The following is a 16,090-nucleotide window of genomic DNA, read 5'->3' as shown; positions in this document are numbered from 1 at the left end:
TCAATTAATTGGTATTTATTTTACCACTATCGGCTTGTTTCCACAGAATCCAGTTCTATTACACTGTAAACTGCTAAAATAGCGCGTTGCCCGTTTATCTCGCACTTATTTAGTGCATTGTAGAGGAATGACGTGCTTATTTTTCAATAAAAAGATAGAAAAATGAATGGCTTAATTCACTGGCATGTAAGTTGCGGTTTTGCCTTGTGCTGGACAGCGATGTCCAGTCAAACCCAACTTTATCCGTGAAATAACGAAGGAGAACCACAGGATGCGTGACAAACCCTCTTTTAAGATGCGCAATATGCTGCTCAATATCACCGCGGCAGCCGCTTTAATCACTGCACCATTCGTTTATGCTGCCGACACCATTAAAGTCGGCATTTTGCATTCTTTATCCGGCACAATGGCGATTAGTGAAACCTCGCTTAAAGACATGGCCTTAATGGCAATTGAAGAAATCAATCAAAACGGCGGTGTTTTAGGTCAACAATTAGAGCCTGTTGTGGTTGATCCTGCTTCGGATTGGCCGTTATTTGCTGAGAAAGCCCGCGAATTATTGCAAAAAGAAAAAGTTGCGGTGGTTTTTGGTTGTTGGACTTCCGTTTCTCGCAAATCGGTTTTGCCCGTATTTGAAGAATTAAACGGATTATTATTTTATCCCGTGCAGTATGAAGGCGAAGAATCGTCTTATAATGTTTTCTACACGGGTGCCGCGCCGAATCAACAAGCCATTCCAGCAGTGGAATATTTGATGAGTGAAGATGGCGGTGGGGCGAAACGTTTTGTGTTATTAGGCACAGATTATGTGTATCCGCGCACGACCAATAAGATTTTGCGGGCGTTTCTCAATCAACAAGGCATTACTGATGCCGATATTATGGAAGAATATACCCCATTTGGTCACAGCGATTATCAAACCATTGTGGCTAAAGTAAAGCAATTTGCTGCGGGTAAACGCACAGCGGTTATTTCCACCATTAATGGCGATTCTAATGTGCCTTTTTATAAAGAATTATCAAATCAAGGCTTAAAAGCTGAAGATGTACCTGTGGTGGCGTTTTCTGTGGGTGAAGAAGAATTGCGTGGCATTGACACGTCTTCTTTAGTGGGACATTTAGCGGCATGGAATTATTTTATGTCGATTGATACGCCTGAAAATAAAGCCTTTATTAGCAAGTGGCAAAATTATGTAAAAGCCAAAAAATTATCTGGCGGCGATCAACGAGTCACTAATGATCCGATGGAAGCCACTTATATTGGTGTTAATATGTGGCGACAAGCCGTAGAGCAAGCAGGCACCACGGAAATCAATGCCGTGCGCCAAGCATTGGGTTATCAAACCTTTAAATCACCTTCAGGTTTTGAAATTGCGATGGATGCGAAAAATCACCATTTGCATAAACCTGTTTTTATCGGTGAAATTACTGAAAATGGTCAATTTGACATTGTGTGGAAAACAGAAGGGCCAATTCGCGCTCAAGCTTGGAGTCCTTACATTCCCGACAGTGCCAAAAAAGTGGCTGATTGGACATTTCCTTGGGTTTGTGGCAATTGCACCGAGCCTAAATTTAGCGCGACGAAATAATTAACGCGCATTATCCGTGCTGATACCGCAAAAGAGAATGCGGTATCAGTTTTTTTCTTAATCTTTTTTTAAAGTTAATAAAGAATTTATAATGATGCAACGTTTTAGTTATTTTCTACTTTTCATTATGCTTTTTACAAGCAAAATATATGCAACGGATTTTGAATTGGCATTAACGGATTTAGCCCAAGCTAAAGATCGCAGTGCTTTAATCAATGCCATTCAGCAATTGGGTTCAACCGGCGATGAGCGTGGTATTGCTGTTTTAGAAGCCCTAGAAAACAATAATCTTAGAGTAACAGATACACAGCAATTAGTGATTCTTTCCGAAGCGTTGGCGCGATTTGTTTTAACGGATGAAACAGTAGAAATAAGTACCCTTACTTTACGTCAATTGCCTCAAGTCAATAATGCCGTACGGCGTGCATTGCGTCCTGCGGTGGCAAAATTACAGTTAAATTCTCCCCATATTCACACCCGATTGGCAGCGGCTGAAGAATTGAGAAAACGCCCACCCGATGGCGCAGCAGAATTATTAAATATGGCTTTAGCCAAAGAAGAAAATGCAAAAGTTAAAAAATTATTAATGTTGGCTTTAGCCCAAGTAGAATTAAACAGTGGTAATGAAACGCAACGACTGGCTGCGATTGCTTTATTAGGAGAACAGGGCAATATTGATTTTACCGTGCAACTAAAAGAATTATTAAAACAAAATGACAGCGGCGACTTCATCGAATCCACTGCCGTTCGTACCGCCGCACAAAAAGCCCTAGCCCAAATTGAAGCCAAAGAAGATCAAATTGCTTTATTTCGTAATTTATTTTATGGGATTAGTTTAGGCAGTATTTTATTATTAGCGGCGTTAGGATTAGCCATTACTTTTGGTCTCATGGGAGTCATTAATATGGCGCATGGCGAAATGTTAATGTTAGGGGCTTATTCGACTTATGTGGTGCAGAATATTTTTAAAGATTATTTACCCGCTTCGTTATTTGATGGTTATTTAATTGTGGCGTTACCTGTGGCTTTTATTGTCAGTGCCAGCGTGGGAATTTTATTAGAACGGACAGTGATTAGACATTTATATGGTCGTCCTTTAGAAACGTTATTAGCGACGTGGGGAATTAGTTTAATTTTAATTCAAACCGTGCGGGTATTTTTCGGTGCGCAAAATGTGCAAGTCGCCAATCCCAGTTGGTTATCTGGAGGATGGGAAGTGGCGAGTAATTTTGTGATTCCGTACAATAGAATAGCCATTATTTTGTTCGTTATCATGGTGGTGGTGATGGTGTGGTTAATTTTGCAACGCACGGTGTTGGGCTTACAAGTACGCGCTGTGACGCAAAATCGCAATATGGCCGCGTGTATGGGCATTCCTACACGGCGGGTGGACATGTGGACATTCGGTTTAGGTTCTGGAGTAGCGGGCTTGGGCGGCGTGGCTTTGTCGCAAATTGGCAATGTCGGCCCCGAATTGGGACAAGGCTATATTGTTGATTCGTTTATGGTTGTGGTCTTAGGCGGTGTGGGAAAAATCGCAGGCACAGTGACAGGCGCGTTGGGGTTGGGCGTGGTGACTAAATTTTTAGAACCTGAAGTTGGGGCTGTTTTAGCGAAAATTATGGTATTAATCCTCATTATTCTCTTTATCCAAAAACGTCCACAAGGGATTTTTGCATTAAAAGGGAGATTTGCGGAGAGTTAGCACATTTGAAAATAATAACGTTGAATTAGGATGGTGGCATGGTTTGGATTAAAGAGTTACCTTATTTTTCAAATAGTGAAATTTATGCGCATTTATTGCACCAATTACCCTATTTTATTTGGCTAGATAGCGGCGGACATGAGCGTGGACGTTATGATATTTTAGTGGCTGATCCTTATCAAACGATAGTGACATGGGGAAAATGTACTGAAATTAAATCATTAAGACATTTACAGCAGACGACTATTGATCCTTTTACTGTTTTAGAAAATGCACTTCGTGTTCATGCTCATGAAAAAACACACTTGCCTTTTTCAGGAGGTGCGGTGGGTTATTGGGGGTATGATTTAGCGTGGCAATTAGAAAATTTACCGCCGCGTTATAAAAAAAATATGGCATGGCCAGAAATGGCTATGGGCTTATACGATTGGGCAATTGTGGTGGATCATCAGCAGCAACAGACTGTTTTTGCTTCACAACAGGTTCATTTCTCACCAGAAAAAATACAAGCTATTTATCAACAATTACAGCTTCATTTAAATGCTGTCCCTCCCCCTTCTTTCCCCTTACAATTACAAGAAAATTTGCGTAGTGTATTGAACAAAGATAATTATAATTTAGCCATTAGAAAGATTAAAAATTATATTCGTGAGGGTGATTGTTATCAGGTTAATTTTGCTGATTGTTTTTCAGCGAGGGCAATAGGCGATGCCTATAGCAGTTATTTATCATTACGCCAACAAAGCCCCGCTCCTTTTGGGGCTTTCTTACGCTTACCATGGGGAGATATTTTAAGTAATTCTCCCGAACAGTTTTTACAGATTAACACCAAAAGACAAGTCCATACTTATCCCATTAAAGGCACGCGCCCACGCCACTCCGATGCAAAACAAGATATGATGTTGGCACAGGAGTTATTGCACAGCGAAAAAGATCGCGCTGAAAATATTATGATTGTTGATTTATTACGCAACGATTTAAGCAAAACGTGCCAACATGTTAAAGTCCCTGTTTTATGTGAATGGCATTCATTTGCCACCGTGCATCATTTAATAAGCGAAATTAGCGCGGAATTAAAACCAAATCAATCCGCTTTATCTGCATTTAAACACTGTTTTCCCGGCGGTTCTATTACAGGCGCGCCAAAAATCCGTGCCATGCAGATTATTGAAGCCTTAGAATCGTATCGACGGGGTATTTATTGTGGCAGCATTGGTTATGTTGGATTTGATGGACAATTAAACAGTAATATCGCTATTCGTACCGCCTGTTATCAGGCAGGAATCTGGTTATCGTGGGCAGGTGGCGGAATTGTCGCTGATTCAAGTCCTGAACAGGAATATGAAGAAATACGGGTGAAAATGGCGGTATGGTCTCGTTTGTTTGGGATCAGTATTGATTGAAAAAACAAATGGTATGTAAACTTTTTTGCGCGTTGTTTGACTAAAACAGATTCTTGATTCTCAAGCGATCACCTACACATAGGGGATAGTGTCAACGAAACAACCGCAATAGGAGTTTTAATATCATGGCAATGGATAAATTAACCATTCGTTTTCAACAAGCCTTAACACAAGCCCAAAGTATAGCGATTGGTCACGATCATCGTTTTATTGAGCCTGCGCATATTTTATCAGCCATGCTGGATCAAAATGACAGCGTTATTAATCAGTTATTGCAACGCGCAGGAGCGAATAGCCATCAAATCCGTTCTGCTTTAATGGGCGTTTTAGAAAAAATCCCGAAAATCAGCAGTCGTGTGGGTGAAGTGCATTTGTCTAATGATGCCACTCGTGTGTTAAATCTTGCCGATAAATTAGCGCAGAAGAAAAAGGATAAATATATTTCCAGTGAGCTTTTTTTATTGGCATTATTAGAAGATAAAGGCGAATTAGCACAATTACTAATTCAAGCAGGATTAGAAAAGAAATCGCTGGAACAAGCGATTGATCAATTGCGCGGTGGACAACAGGTTAATGATGCCAATGCAGAAGAACATCGCCAAGCCTTAGAACGCTTTACCATTGACTTAACAGAACGTGCCGAACAAGGCAAATTAGACCCTGTTATTGGGCGAGATGAAGAAATTCGCCGCACCATTCAAGTCTTGCAACGCCGCACTAAAAATAATCCTGTATTAATCGGTGAACCTGGGGTAGGAAAAACGGCTATTGTCGAAGGATTGGCGCAGAGAATTATTAATGGGGAAGTGCCTGAAGGATTGAAAAATAAACGCTTATTGTCTTTGGATATGGGAGCGTTAATTGCGGGGGCTAAATATCGTGGAGATTTTGAAGAGCGTTTAAAAGCGGTTCTCAACGATTTATCGAAACAAGAAGGGCAAGTCATTCTTTTTATTGATGAATTGCACACGATGGTCGGCGCGGGCAAAGCCGAAGGATCAATGGATGCGGGCAATATGTTAAAACCTGCATTAGCACGCGGCGAATTGCATTGCATTGGTGCGACCACATTAGACGAATATCGTCAATATGTAGAAAAAGATGCGGCCTTAGAACGTCGTTTTCAAAAAGTCATGGTGAATGAGCCGAATGTGGAAGATACCATTGCGATTTTACGCGGCCTAAAAGAACGTTATGAAGTGCATCATGCCGTTGACATTACTGATCCAGCGATTGTCGCCGCCGCCACATTATCGCATCGCTATATTAGTGATCGTCAATTGCCTGATAAAGCGATTGATTTAATGGATGAAGCGGCCAGTCGAATTCGCATGGAAATTGACTCTAAACCAGAGCGAATGGATCGTTTAGATCGGCGGTTAATTCAACTGAAAATTGAACGCGAAGCCTTGAAAAAAGAAACGGATGAGGCTTCACAAAAACGTTTGAGTAAATTAAACCAAGAGATTGACGAATTAGAACGCGAAGTTCACGATTTAAATGCAATTTGGCAATCAGAAAAAATGGCCGTGCAAGGTACGCAGCAATTAAAAGAAGAATTGGAGCGTGCGAAACAAGCCTTAGAAACTGCTCGCCGTGCCAGCGATTTAACACGCATGTCTGAATTGCAATATGGACGCATTCCTGAACTGGAAAAGCAATTAAAACAAGCAGCGCAATTAGAGCGCACAGGAATGTCTTTATTGCGCAATAAAGTGACTGAAGAAGAAATTGCTGAAGTCGTGGCGCGTTGGACAGGAATTCCAGTGGCAAAAATGCTGGAAGGTGAGCGTGAGAAACTGTTGCGCATGGAAAGTGCGCTACATCAGCGTGTTGTGGGACAAAATGAGGCCGTCACCAGTGTTTCCAATGCCATTCGTCGTTCACGCGCTGGTCTTGCCGATCCCAATCGCCCGAATGGCTCATTTTTATTTTTAGGGCCGACGGGTGTTGGTAAGACAGAATTATGCAAAGCTCTGGCTGGGTTTTTATTCGATACGGAAGAGGCGATGGTGCGCATTGACATGTCAGAATTCATGGAAAAACATTCGGTTGCGCGTTTAATTGGTGCGCCGCCGGGGTATGTGGGCTATGAAGAAGGCGGCTATTTGACGGAAACCGTGCGCCGCCGTCCGTATTGCGTTATTCTGTTAGATGAAGTGGAAAAAGCTCACCCTGACGTTTTTGGTGTCTTACTTCAAGTGTTAGATGACGGGCGTTTGACCGATGGACAAGGGCGTACGGTCGATTTTCGCAATACAGTAATCATCATGACTTCTAATTTGGGATCACAACTGATTCAAGAATTATCAGGAGGGGAGCGTTATCAAGAAATGAAGGCCGCGGTTATGCAGATTGTCGGGCAGCATTTTCGCCCTGAATTTATTAATCGCGTCGATGATGTGGTGGTGTTTCATCCGTTGGAACAAGCCCAAATCCGCGCCATTACCGATATTCAAATTCATTCATTACGCCAACGACTGCAACAACAAAATATTCAATTGCAATTAAGCGATTTGGCGTTAGATCAACTGTCTATTTCGGGATTTGATCCCGTTTATGGCGCACGTCCTTTACGTCGCAGCATTCAACGAGAATTAGAGAATCCATTAGCCCAAGCTTTATTGCGTGGTGAATTCACGACGGGAGACACGATTTTAGTCGATTGGGACAATGGTGCATTGCAATTGCGACGTGGATAATTGATTTTCTCTCATTCCCACCTCTTTGGTGGGAATATTTTTTTTAAGAAAAAATGAATTTTTATGCTATCTGTTATTTACCGTTTTTTAACTGAAAATAAACTTTTTGCTTTGCTGTTACCTGTGGCATTATTGCCTTTGGGTATTGCGATGTACATTAGCTATCATAACGCCAAAGATAGCCTGTTAAAAGCCGCTTTGGCGCAAGTTAATGGCAATGTTTCCCATTTAAGTCACGAATTGCACAGCACATTAACCCATTATTTCAGCGATTTATCCACCCTAAGTTACACCGCCCCTTTACAAGGTTTAATTAATCAGCATATCGCCAATGCAGAAGCTAAAGAAAAATGGTTAACTCAATTAGAAAATATTTTTATTACCACTTTAGAAAGTAAGAAATTTTATCAAATATTGCGCTATATGGATGAACGAGGAAAAGAACAATTACGGGTGGAATATCAACAAAATAGAATCCAACGTCATCTCGCAGAAACCGCGCCTGATTTAAGCGAATCGCCCTTATTTAAAGAAAGTCAATCGCGCAATGCAGGGCAAATGAGTGTGGCGAATATTCGTCTAAAGCGCACTGAAAATAACATCTTAGTTGTTCCCTATTTGCCGATTGTAGAAGTCAGTTTGCCTTTGTACGATTTACAAGGGAATTTTCAAGGGGTATTAATGGCTGAAATTGATGCCCGATCTTTATTAAGTTTATTAACGGTAGATGGCACTCGTTCTTATCTGATTAATCAACAAGGCTATTATCTCAGTCACCCTTATAATAATCATTTAACTTTTGGCTTTGAACATCAACAATCACCGCAGTTTTTCTCAGATTTTCCTCAATTAGAACAACGAATGAATAATACTCATCAAACCTTGTTATTATTCAGTGATCAGCACCAAATGATTATTGGTTTAAATCGCCTTTATTTTGATGATAATCATCCGGAGCGTTACTGGATTTTAATGAATGTTTTACCAGAAAATGATGCAATGGCACCCATTCGGGAAATGGAAAAAATTGTTTTAGCGGTGATATTTATTACTTTATTAGTGATTATTGTGCGTACGGTTTCAGCGGCGCAAATTTTTCATCGTTTAGAACATCGTTTATTTGCACAAGAAAAATTATTGCGTTTGGTGATTGATAGCATTCCTCAATATATTGCATGGAAAGATACGCAAGGTCAATTCATGGGATGCAATCGAAATTTTACCCGATTGGCCAATGTGGAAAATGCAGAAAATATTATTGGTAAAAGTGAACATGAATTAACACTGACCGAACGCAATTTAAAATTATTTTATGAAGCAGATAAAAATGTCATTAATAGCAATGTGGCGCATTATCATTTAGTGCGCACGGTTATTTTACCGAATGGACAAGAAATTTGGACGGAAAATAATCGCATTCCTTTGCATAATGCGCAAGGTAAAGTGATTGGCATTTTAATGACGATGGAGGATATTACCCAGCGCAAACAGGCTGAATTTGCCCTGCAACAAGCCAAAGAAGCCGCTGAGGCGGCCAATCGCGCTAAAAATCAATTTCTTGCCAGCATGAGCCATGAATTGCGTACGCCGCTGAATGGCATTCTGGGTTACGCGCAAGTGCTTGGACAAGCCACTGATTTAACAACAAAACAGCGTGAAGGAATCAGTGTCATTCGGCGCAGTGGCGAACATTTGCTGACGTTAATTAACGATATTTTAGATTTAGCAAAAATAGAAGCGGGTAAAATAGAATTGCAATTAGGTGAAGTGCGCTTTACGCAATTTTTGCGAGATTTAATTGATTTATTCAGTATGCGTGCGGAACAAAAACATTTAAAATTTAATTATCATGCCTTATCGCCATTACCCGAAGTGATTAAAGCTGATGAGAAAAGATTGCGGCAAATATTAATTAATCTATTAGGCAATGCCATTAAATTTACTGAACAAGGAGAAATTACTTTTGATGTGCGTTATCAACAAGATCGGGTATGCTTTACTATTAAAGATACGGGTATTGGCATTCCTGAAGAATATTTAAATGATATTTTTCTACCTTTTCACCAAGTTCCTACCGTACACCATAAATATTTAAATACCAGCGAAGGCACAGGATTAGGGCTATCTATTAGCAACACATTAGTGGAAATTATGGGGGGTAAATTACATGTGCGCAGTGAAGTGGGAAAGGGAAGTTTATTTTGGTTTGAAATCACTTTACCCGCCATCGCAAAAACGCAGACGATTTACACTAAAGAATCTTCTCGTACTGTAATTGGTTATAGTGGAGAGAAACGGAGTTTATTATTAGTCGATGATAAACCAGAAAATCGTAATGTGCTGATTAACATGTTGTCTCCATTGGGTTTTATTATTCGAGAAGCGCAAGATGGTAAGCAAGGATTAGCCAGTGCCATTACGCAACCTCCTGATGTGATTTTAGTGGATTTGGTGATGCCTGAATTAGATGGGTTTAATATGGTGGAACAATTGCGCACATTAAAGCAGTTTAGTGAAACTGTTATTATTGCTGTTTCTGCGAATGCTTTTGATGCCACTCAAGCCCGCAGTTTAGCCAGCGGTTGCAATGCGTTTATTCCCAAACCTGTGCATTTAGAACGCTTATTAGCATTATTGCAACAACATTTAAATTTGCAATGGATTTATGGAGTCACTGAAGCCGAATTATCTCCCCTTTCTATAGAAACACCTCCATTGTCTTTACCCGATATTCAAGATGTTCCCGAATCTATTATTGAACCCTTATATCAATTGGCTTTAGTGGGAAAAATGAAGCGGTTATTAAGCGAATTAGACGTTTTAGACACCCAACATCCCAAGCTACATATTTTATTTCAACATATCCGCGCTTTTGCCAAATTATTCCAAAGTCAGAAAATATGCGAATTGCTTGAACCTTACCGCGCTAAAAAGCTGGAATTATAAGCGATAATAACGCGCTATTAAAATATTAGCCATATAAAGACAAAACATCCCCATGACTTCTAATAGCTCTTCAATAACAGGAAAAAAAGTATTTTTCTGCCGCAAATAACCCAGATAAGCCTCCATAAATTCAAACACAAAAACACTGGGTAAAATAACAATCGCTGCCCATAATAAAGCCCGAATTTTTACTGTTTCTTGCACTTGATTGACTAAAGCAGTGATTTGAAATAAATTAAACACAATAAAAGCAAAAACCAATACAATAATAGGACTTAATAATAACCAAGGGTAGCCCATGCCATAAATCGGCGTATCTTGCAATAAAGTCAGAGATCGATCCGCCCAAGAACCTGCTGTTTCATGCAAACTGCCCACTTCATCCGCAGACAATAAACATGTGGCTAATGCCGCTAATTTAAAAATAAGACGTTGCTGAGAATGAGGATGGTAATGGGGCGCATGTCCCCAACCTAATAACACGAAACTCAACGCAGTGAGAAAAAACACAATACTAGAAAACCAAGTGGCAATTGTGTTTTCTTCTCTTAAATCTAATAATTCAACAATACGATGCCAATTAATGGCTAAAAATCGATTCCAATTCGCATCTTGAGTCAGATGAGAAAAAACAGTGGTTAAACAGAAAAGTAAACACAATAAAAAAATCGGTAAAATTAATTTTTCCAACAAGCTCAATAGTTTCATAATTTTTATAAATTTTCTAAACTTTAGATAAAGGATTTTGTTATGGATGAAGAACAGTTTCGCCAAACTCAAGCCGCATTGATCGAGCGTTCTTGTCCTTTTGTCAAAGGCATATTAACGCAACGTTGCCATTGTAGGCAAGCTAAAAAATTATTTATTGCCGAACGAGAAACGGTCTATTGTCAAAATCTAATGGCACAACAACAATGTGAAATGTTTTTTTCGCAATTAAATGAAAAAGCCCGTTTTGCCTTGAAAATTATTGAAGTGAATCAACCCATGCCACATGCTAAAAAAATGAAATTAGTTTGCGGTGGTTTATTTGCTTTACAAGAATTATTGTCTCCTGAATTGGAGTCAGTAAAAATAGTATTAGATATTCATGAATTAATCTCTAAAACACTACGCCATTATGGCGATTTAGCACAATTACCTTGGCCAGAATTGGTGCGCGCCATTGGGGAATATCAAGTGCGCCATTCTTCGAGAAATAAGGAATAATCGCGCTAAACACCAGCCATTCACGGTAAAATGCTAAGATAAATGTATTTCTTTTGGCAATGTTTCGATACGCCAGTGCGCAATCGCCCATTCCCAACACCGAGATAAACTGTCTTGTTGCAAGTCTTCTGGGGGAGATTGTCCCAATAATGTCAGCACACGCCACAATAATCGCGTGCCTTCAGCCGAAACAATCGCAGGCGCACCATGTTGTTTACTGAGCTTTAATCCATTAGCACCAAAAACCAACGGTAAATGTAAATATTCGGGGTGGGCGTAACCTAACAAGTGCTGTAAGTACCACTGGCGGGGCATTTCCTCTAATAAATCCGCGCCACGCACCACTTCAGTTATGCCTTGAACGCCATCGTCTACCACAACGGTCAGTGGATAAGCGAATACACCATCAGCCCGCCATAACACAAAATCTCCCCAAACATGGGCGAGATTTTGACAGACAGAACCATGTAATTTATCCGTGCAACACACGACCCTGTCCGGCACCTTGAGACGATAAGCCCGCGCCGTTTCGCCCTCCGCGACACCAAAACGACAATGCCCATCATAAATTCGTGTCCCGGCCAAACGTTTACGCGAACAAGCACACGCAAATACCGCTTGTTGTTCTTGTAAGCGGTTTAAGGCCTGCTGATAATCACTTAATACGCGACGTTGATAGCGAATTTCCTCTGACCAATGAAAACCTAAAGCCGCTAAATCCGCCACAATAGATGCACTGGCTTCCTGACGACAACGGTAATGGTCGGCATCATCCATGCGCAATAACCAAACTCCCCGTTGCTGTCGCGCCTGTAAATAACTTCCCACTGCGGTCAACAAAGACCCCAGATGCAATGCGCCTGTCGGAGAAGGCGCAAAACGCCCACGATAAACGGATTTTTGTGATGAAATCATGTTGTGAGGCAACATGTTGGGTTGGTGTTGCGTCGTACTCTCGTGCGCTGTGTAAACACTGGGCTTTCAAGAATCACGGCAACTTTAGGTTGGAAAGTCAGAGGGACGGTCAAAATACAACACGTCCCTCTATTACGATTACGAGCAATCACGAAAAAACAAACGGTTAATGACGAATCCCCGGCACACTAAACGTTTTGCCGTTATTTTTCACATTTAAAAACAACTCAATGTCTCCATATTCTGGCGCATCAGGTGGCAGTTCATTGGCGCGGATCGCCACACCACACCATTGTAGACGTTTGCGAATATCCCAAATTTCAGTGCGACTGGTGCGATAAGTCGGGAAATGCGCAATCATCCCCTCCACACCCGACAAATATTGTCCGCGAATCCAACGTTTTGCCCCAAAATCATGGCAATCAATACAAGCAAAATTCAATTGCCCCAATTTCACCACACTTAATGCTTCTCCACGCGCTAAAGCGGCTTGGGTATTGGGATCGCTGGTGTCCATGGCAATCGCTTGTCCATTCGCTAAATGGCGTAAATAAATCGATAAACCCGTATTTTGCTTGGATTGCATGGGATAATCAATATCCATAGTGGCGCGGGCGTGGCGCGTGATAAATTCTTCAATCCCCAACATTTTGTTCAAACGCGCTTCAAATCTGGGCATAGAAGTCGCCCACGTTTTGAACAACTGCGCGGGTTTTTCATGACAACTGGCACACGATTGACCGTTAGGGCCGGCCACACTGTATAACTGTTCTCCCAATTCCTGCCCTAACATGCCGGGATTTTCAAACAAGTCCAAATTGTCTCGATCTTCAACTGGCTCTGGTCGAGTAAAGGGATTTTCCATTGAATCAGGATAACCGCCTTTGCCGGTGAGGGTTTTTAAATAAGTGACAATATCAAAAATTTCTTGTTGGGTAAAAACGCCGTGTGCGCCCCACGGTGGCATGACGGTGCCGGGGTTAAAGGCGCGGGGATCGTAGATATAATTGTACAAATGTTCATCGCTGCGCCCCCAACTGCCCACATTAAAAAATTCTGGCCCCACATTACCGGGCAAACTGGCACCGGGCATGGCATGACACGCATAACAACTGCCACCACGACTGCGATCAGCAACCAGCTTTTTACCATTTTCCGCATCTCCCACAATCGGATTCGGCACAGGCTGCATTTTCCCGACGGGAGGAGCTTGGATAGAGGTACGGGGTTTGTCTAAGGTGTTGAATTGAGACCAATCTTCTTGTGGCCAGTTGCCATAACGTTTCCATGGTGTTTGATAAGCGGGTTGTTCGATTTCCAAAGGCACGTCGCCAGACATTGGCGCAGCAGACACTGTCAATTGGGCTGCAAACAATAAACTAGCACCACTAAGCGTTTGAATAAAATAACGTATAAATTGGGATTGATGACCCATAAATCCTCCTAAGGTTGTGTTTTTTACATCATTAACCGCTGGCCTATGATACGGATTTTTGCCAGAAAAGAAAGTGTGAATACCAAGCAAGACAACAGCAAGACGAAAGGATATAATGTGAAAATATCCATCAACCCCAAAATGCACTTAATGTAACATAAGGACAGATGTCTAATGAAACGCTTATTATTTTCTTTTTTACTGCTGATAATGATTGTGGGATTGGCCAGCCCTTATTTTACAGGGTTACAGGCTAAACAGGAATTTACTAAATTAATCGAACAGCCTTTTTATGCGGGTTTAACTTTAAAAGAAACCCATTATACACAAGGTTGGTTGACCGCTAATGCCCGCACGGTTTATCAACTCTCAGATGTGAATGTCAGTGATGATGAAATGCGGCAAAGAATTATTTTTAATCACCATATTCGTCACGCCATTCCGCCGCATTTTACCACGGTCATTGAATCAACAATTGAATCAATTCCTTCAGAATTAGAAATGCAAGCGACGGGACAACAATTTCAAGCCCATTGGCAGCCGGCCACATTTTCTACTGATGTGCATTGGGATGGCAATGTGGTGAGTCGTTATGCGGTGCCGGATGTGGCTATGCAGCGCGATAATGAAAAAATACACGGTCAGGCTTTAACCGGCGAAATTCGTTTAAATCTCCGCACGCAACAAATGGTCAATCAATTGTCTATTCCCTCTTTAGAATATGGCAATTCGCATGGACAGATTTTATTTAAGGGAATCAATTTATCGGCGAATATGCAAGACAGTTTATTGGACTTAATGACGGGAGAAGGCAGTTTGCAAATTGAACATATCGAATTGCAAGGGGATTTGTTGCCAAGTACCCGTTTAAATGCGGTAGCGATTCGTTGGCATAATCAGGTGAATCAAGAGCAATTAACGCTCACTGTTCACAGCCAATTAGATCAAGCGCAAACGGATGAAGGTCATTATGGCCCTGGTGTCATGGAATTTGAATTAAGTCAATTGCATTTGCCTTCTTTGCGCGCTTTGCAGCAGCAAATAAAAATGGCGAATCAATGGTCAGGATCACAGAAGAATTTTATGATAATGGGCGCGATGTTGCAACATTTGCCGCAGCTCATGGCGAGCAAGCCACAATTGACGATTAAGCAATTTTATTTCGATACTCCAGACGGTCGCACGCAAGGACAGTTATTGGTCAATGTGCAATCTCATCCCGCGGGCATGGCCATGTTAAATCCACAGGCATGGCTACAGGCGATTAATGGCCAATTGGATTTGTCATTACCCAAAACGGCCTTGCAAAATTTAATTGCCGTGTTATTAGAACTGCCTCCACAAGAATTCGCTAACCATCCCCAAGTACAAGAATATTTGACCCAATGGGTATCTAAAGGTTGGTTTATTGTCGATCAAGACACGGAGCTTTATAAAACAGCCGTTCAATTACAACAAGGAGGAGTAACAGTGAATGGACGGGCTTTTAATCCTTCGGAAATGCGCATTTAATTATTTGCTATTTTTGATTTGTGAAGGGCTGAAATCAGTCTGCAATTGTCGTTGCCGTAACCAACAATAACTCTGCATTAAACGCCGTTCTAAAAAACGCAAACTCCAGAAAAAACTTTCTTGCACCGGACGGCGATTAAAATTGCAATGTGGATGGGTAATGTAAGCGATTTGCGTTTGTGCGATACATGCCGCTAAAACACCCGTTAAAAGGCGATCATCGACCAATAAAATCGCAGAGGCGGGCTGTTGTGTGATGTCCATAATGGTTTTTAAACCATCGGGATAGGGTTTTTTGCGCACGCCCGCAATGACGCGCACGCCCGCAAAATGCGCCGCAAAAAAAGCCACACGTTCCGGCGTGGGTTTATTCGACAAAATAAAAACGTGCGCATTGCCCAAATGAGCCACCATCGTTTTTAACCAAGCGATTAATTCAGGCGTGGGTTGTGTTTCCCCGTGTGCGGCGAGTACGCCATCAAAATCTAAAGCCAATACGCTAATGTTTAACCGGTTTAAATCGTCTGGAGTTAATTGTCCGGTGTGATAAGTGTGGGGAGCGGTTAAATAAGTCCGCGCCACCGCACGACGATATTGGTGTAGCATTTTTAAGCTGTAAATGAGGCGTGTTATCAACTATCACTCCTTGCTGGGCGAACACAGTTGGCTCGCCCC

General features: G+C 41.5%; 11 protein-coding genes. 7 read left to right on the top strand and 4 right to left on the bottom strand.

Going from position 1 to position 16,090, the window contains the following annotated elements; genetic code table 11:
• Positions 1 to 271 precede the first annotated feature (271 nt).
• From urtA to TPSD3_RS06925, 5 genes are all read left to right on the top strand, one after another.
• Positions 272 to 1,588, top strand: coding sequence for an urea ABC transporter substrate-binding protein (urtA, locus tag TPSD3_RS06945; protein ID WP_217884397.1), 1,317 nt, complete (start codon positions 272 to 274; stop codon positions 1,586 to 1,588).
• Between the two features lie 91 nt (positions 1,589 to 1,679).
• On the top strand, positions 1,680 to 3,293 hold the full coding sequence (urtB, locus tag TPSD3_RS06940; RefSeq protein ID WP_217884396.1) for an urea ABC transporter permease subunit UrtB: 1,614 nt from the start codon (positions 1,680 to 1,682) through the stop codon (positions 3,291 to 3,293).
• Between the two features lie 38 nt (positions 3,294 to 3,331).
• Positions 3,332 to 4,696, top strand: coding sequence for an anthranilate synthase component I family protein (locus TPSD3_RS06935; protein ID WP_086487849.1), 1,365 nt, complete (start codon positions 3,332 to 3,334; stop codon positions 4,694 to 4,696).
• Positions 4,697 to 4,821: 125 nt separating this feature from the next.
• The gene (gene clpB, locus TPSD3_RS06930; RefSeq protein ID WP_086487848.1) at positions 4,822 to 7,398 is read left to right on the top strand and encodes an ATP-dependent chaperone ClpB; all 2,577 of its coding nucleotides are present in this window, start codon (positions 4,822 to 4,824) and stop codon (positions 7,396 to 7,398) included.
• A gap of 63 nt (positions 7,399 to 7,461) precedes the next feature.
• A complete protein-coding gene (locus tag TPSD3_RS06925; RefSeq protein WP_086487847.1) occupies positions 7,462 to 10,344 on the top strand; it encodes an ATP-binding protein in 2,883 nt (960 codons plus the stop codon).
• On the opposite strand, the gene TPSD3_RS06920 is transcribed toward TPSD3_RS06925, so the two are convergent.
• Positions 10,339 to 11,052 carry a hypothetical protein gene (locus tag TPSD3_RS06920; protein ID WP_140048505.1) on the bottom strand — a complete coding sequence of 238 codons (714 nt, stop codon included), beginning with the start codon at positions 11,050 to 11,052 and terminating at the stop codon, positions 10,339 to 10,341. The two genes, TPSD3_RS06925 and TPSD3_RS06920, sit on opposite strands and share 6 nt — an antisense overlap.
• 42 nt (positions 11,053 to 11,094) lie before the next feature.
• Here TPSD3_RS06920 and TPSD3_RS06915 point away from each other — a divergent pair, with 42 nt between their 5' ends.
• Positions 11,095 to 11,553 carry a hypothetical protein gene (locus tag TPSD3_RS06915; RefSeq protein ID WP_086487845.1) on the top strand — a complete coding sequence of 153 codons (459 nt, stop codon included), beginning with the start codon at positions 11,095 to 11,097 and terminating at the stop codon, positions 11,551 to 11,553.
• Between the two features lie 33 nt (positions 11,554 to 11,586).
• Here the strand turns inward: TPSD3_RS06915 and gluQRS are convergent, their stop codons facing one another.
• Positions 11,587 to 12,468, bottom strand: coding sequence for a tRNA glutamyl-Q(34) synthetase GluQRS (gene gluQRS / locus TPSD3_RS06910; protein WP_086488415.1), 882 nt, complete (start codon positions 12,466 to 12,468; stop codon positions 11,587 to 11,589).
• Positions 12,469 to 12,634: 166 nt separating this feature from the next.
• Positions 12,635 to 13,903 (bottom strand): sulfur oxidation c-type cytochrome SoxA, encoded by a 1,269-nt coding sequence (soxA, locus tag TPSD3_RS06905; RefSeq protein ID WP_086487844.1) that lies wholly within the window; start codon positions 13,901 to 13,903, stop codon positions 12,635 to 12,637.
• 174 nt (positions 13,904 to 14,077) lie between these two features.
• Here soxA and TPSD3_RS06900 point away from each other — a divergent pair, with 174 nt between their 5' ends.
• Positions 14,078 to 15,415, top strand: a complete 1,338-nt coding sequence (locus TPSD3_RS06900; protein ID WP_086487843.1) for a DUF945 family protein — start codon at positions 14,078 to 14,080, stop codon at positions 15,413 to 15,415.
• Here the strand turns inward: TPSD3_RS06900 and TPSD3_RS06895 are convergent, their stop codons facing one another.
• Positions 15,416 to 16,021 carry a YqeG family HAD IIIA-type phosphatase gene (locus TPSD3_RS06895; protein ID WP_086488414.1) on the bottom strand — a complete coding sequence of 202 codons (606 nt, stop codon included), beginning with the start codon at positions 16,019 to 16,021 and terminating at the stop codon, positions 15,416 to 15,418.
• Between the last annotated feature and the right edge of the window lie 69 nt (positions 16,022 to 16,090).

It is taken from the genome of Thioflexithrix psekupsensis (assembly GCF_002149925.1).
GTDB lineage: Bacteria > Pseudomonadota > Gammaproteobacteria > Beggiatoales > Beggiatoaceae > Thioflexithrix > Thioflexithrix psekupsensis.
Note: the sequence above shows the minus strand (reverse complement) of the source record. Positions and strands in the feature narration are given on the sequence as shown.

Coding starts and splice junctions, on each gene's coding strand:
- urtA (WP_217884397.1), top strand. CDS start 272: ATGCGTGACAAACCCTCTTTTAAGATGCGCAATATGCTGCTCAATATC.
- urtB (WP_217884396.1), top strand. CDS start 1,680: ATGATGCAACGTTTTAGTTATTTTCTACTTTTCATTATGCTTTTTACA.
- TPSD3_RS06935 (WP_086487849.1), top strand. CDS start 3,332: ATGGTTTGGATTAAAGAGTTACCTTATTTTTCAAATAGTGAAATTTAT.
- clpB (WP_086487848.1), top strand. CDS start 4,822: ATGGCAATGGATAAATTAACCATTCGTTTTCAACAAGCCTTAACACAA.
- TPSD3_RS06925 (WP_086487847.1), top strand. CDS start 7,462: ATGCTATCTGTTATTTACCGTTTTTTAACTGAAAATAAACTTTTTGCT.
- TPSD3_RS06920 (WP_140048505.1), bottom strand. CDS start 11,052: ATGAAACTATTGAGCTTGTTGGAAAAATTAATTTTACCGATTTTTTTA.
- TPSD3_RS06915 (WP_086487845.1), top strand. CDS start 11,095: ATGGATGAAGAACAGTTTCGCCAAACTCAAGCCGCATTGATCGAGCGT.
- gluQRS (WP_086488415.1), bottom strand. CDS start 12,468: ATGATTTCATCACAAAAATCCGTTTATCGTGGGCGTTTTGCGCCTTCT.
- soxA (WP_086487844.1), bottom strand. CDS start 13,903: ATGGGTCATCAATCCCAATTTATACGTTATTTTATTCAAACGCTTAGT.
- TPSD3_RS06900 (WP_086487843.1), top strand. CDS start 14,078: ATGAAACGCTTATTATTTTCTTTTTTACTGCTGATAATGATTGTGGGA.
- TPSD3_RS06895 (WP_086488414.1), bottom strand. CDS start 16,021: ATGCTACACCAATATCGTCGTGCGGTGGCGCGGACTTATTTAACCGCT.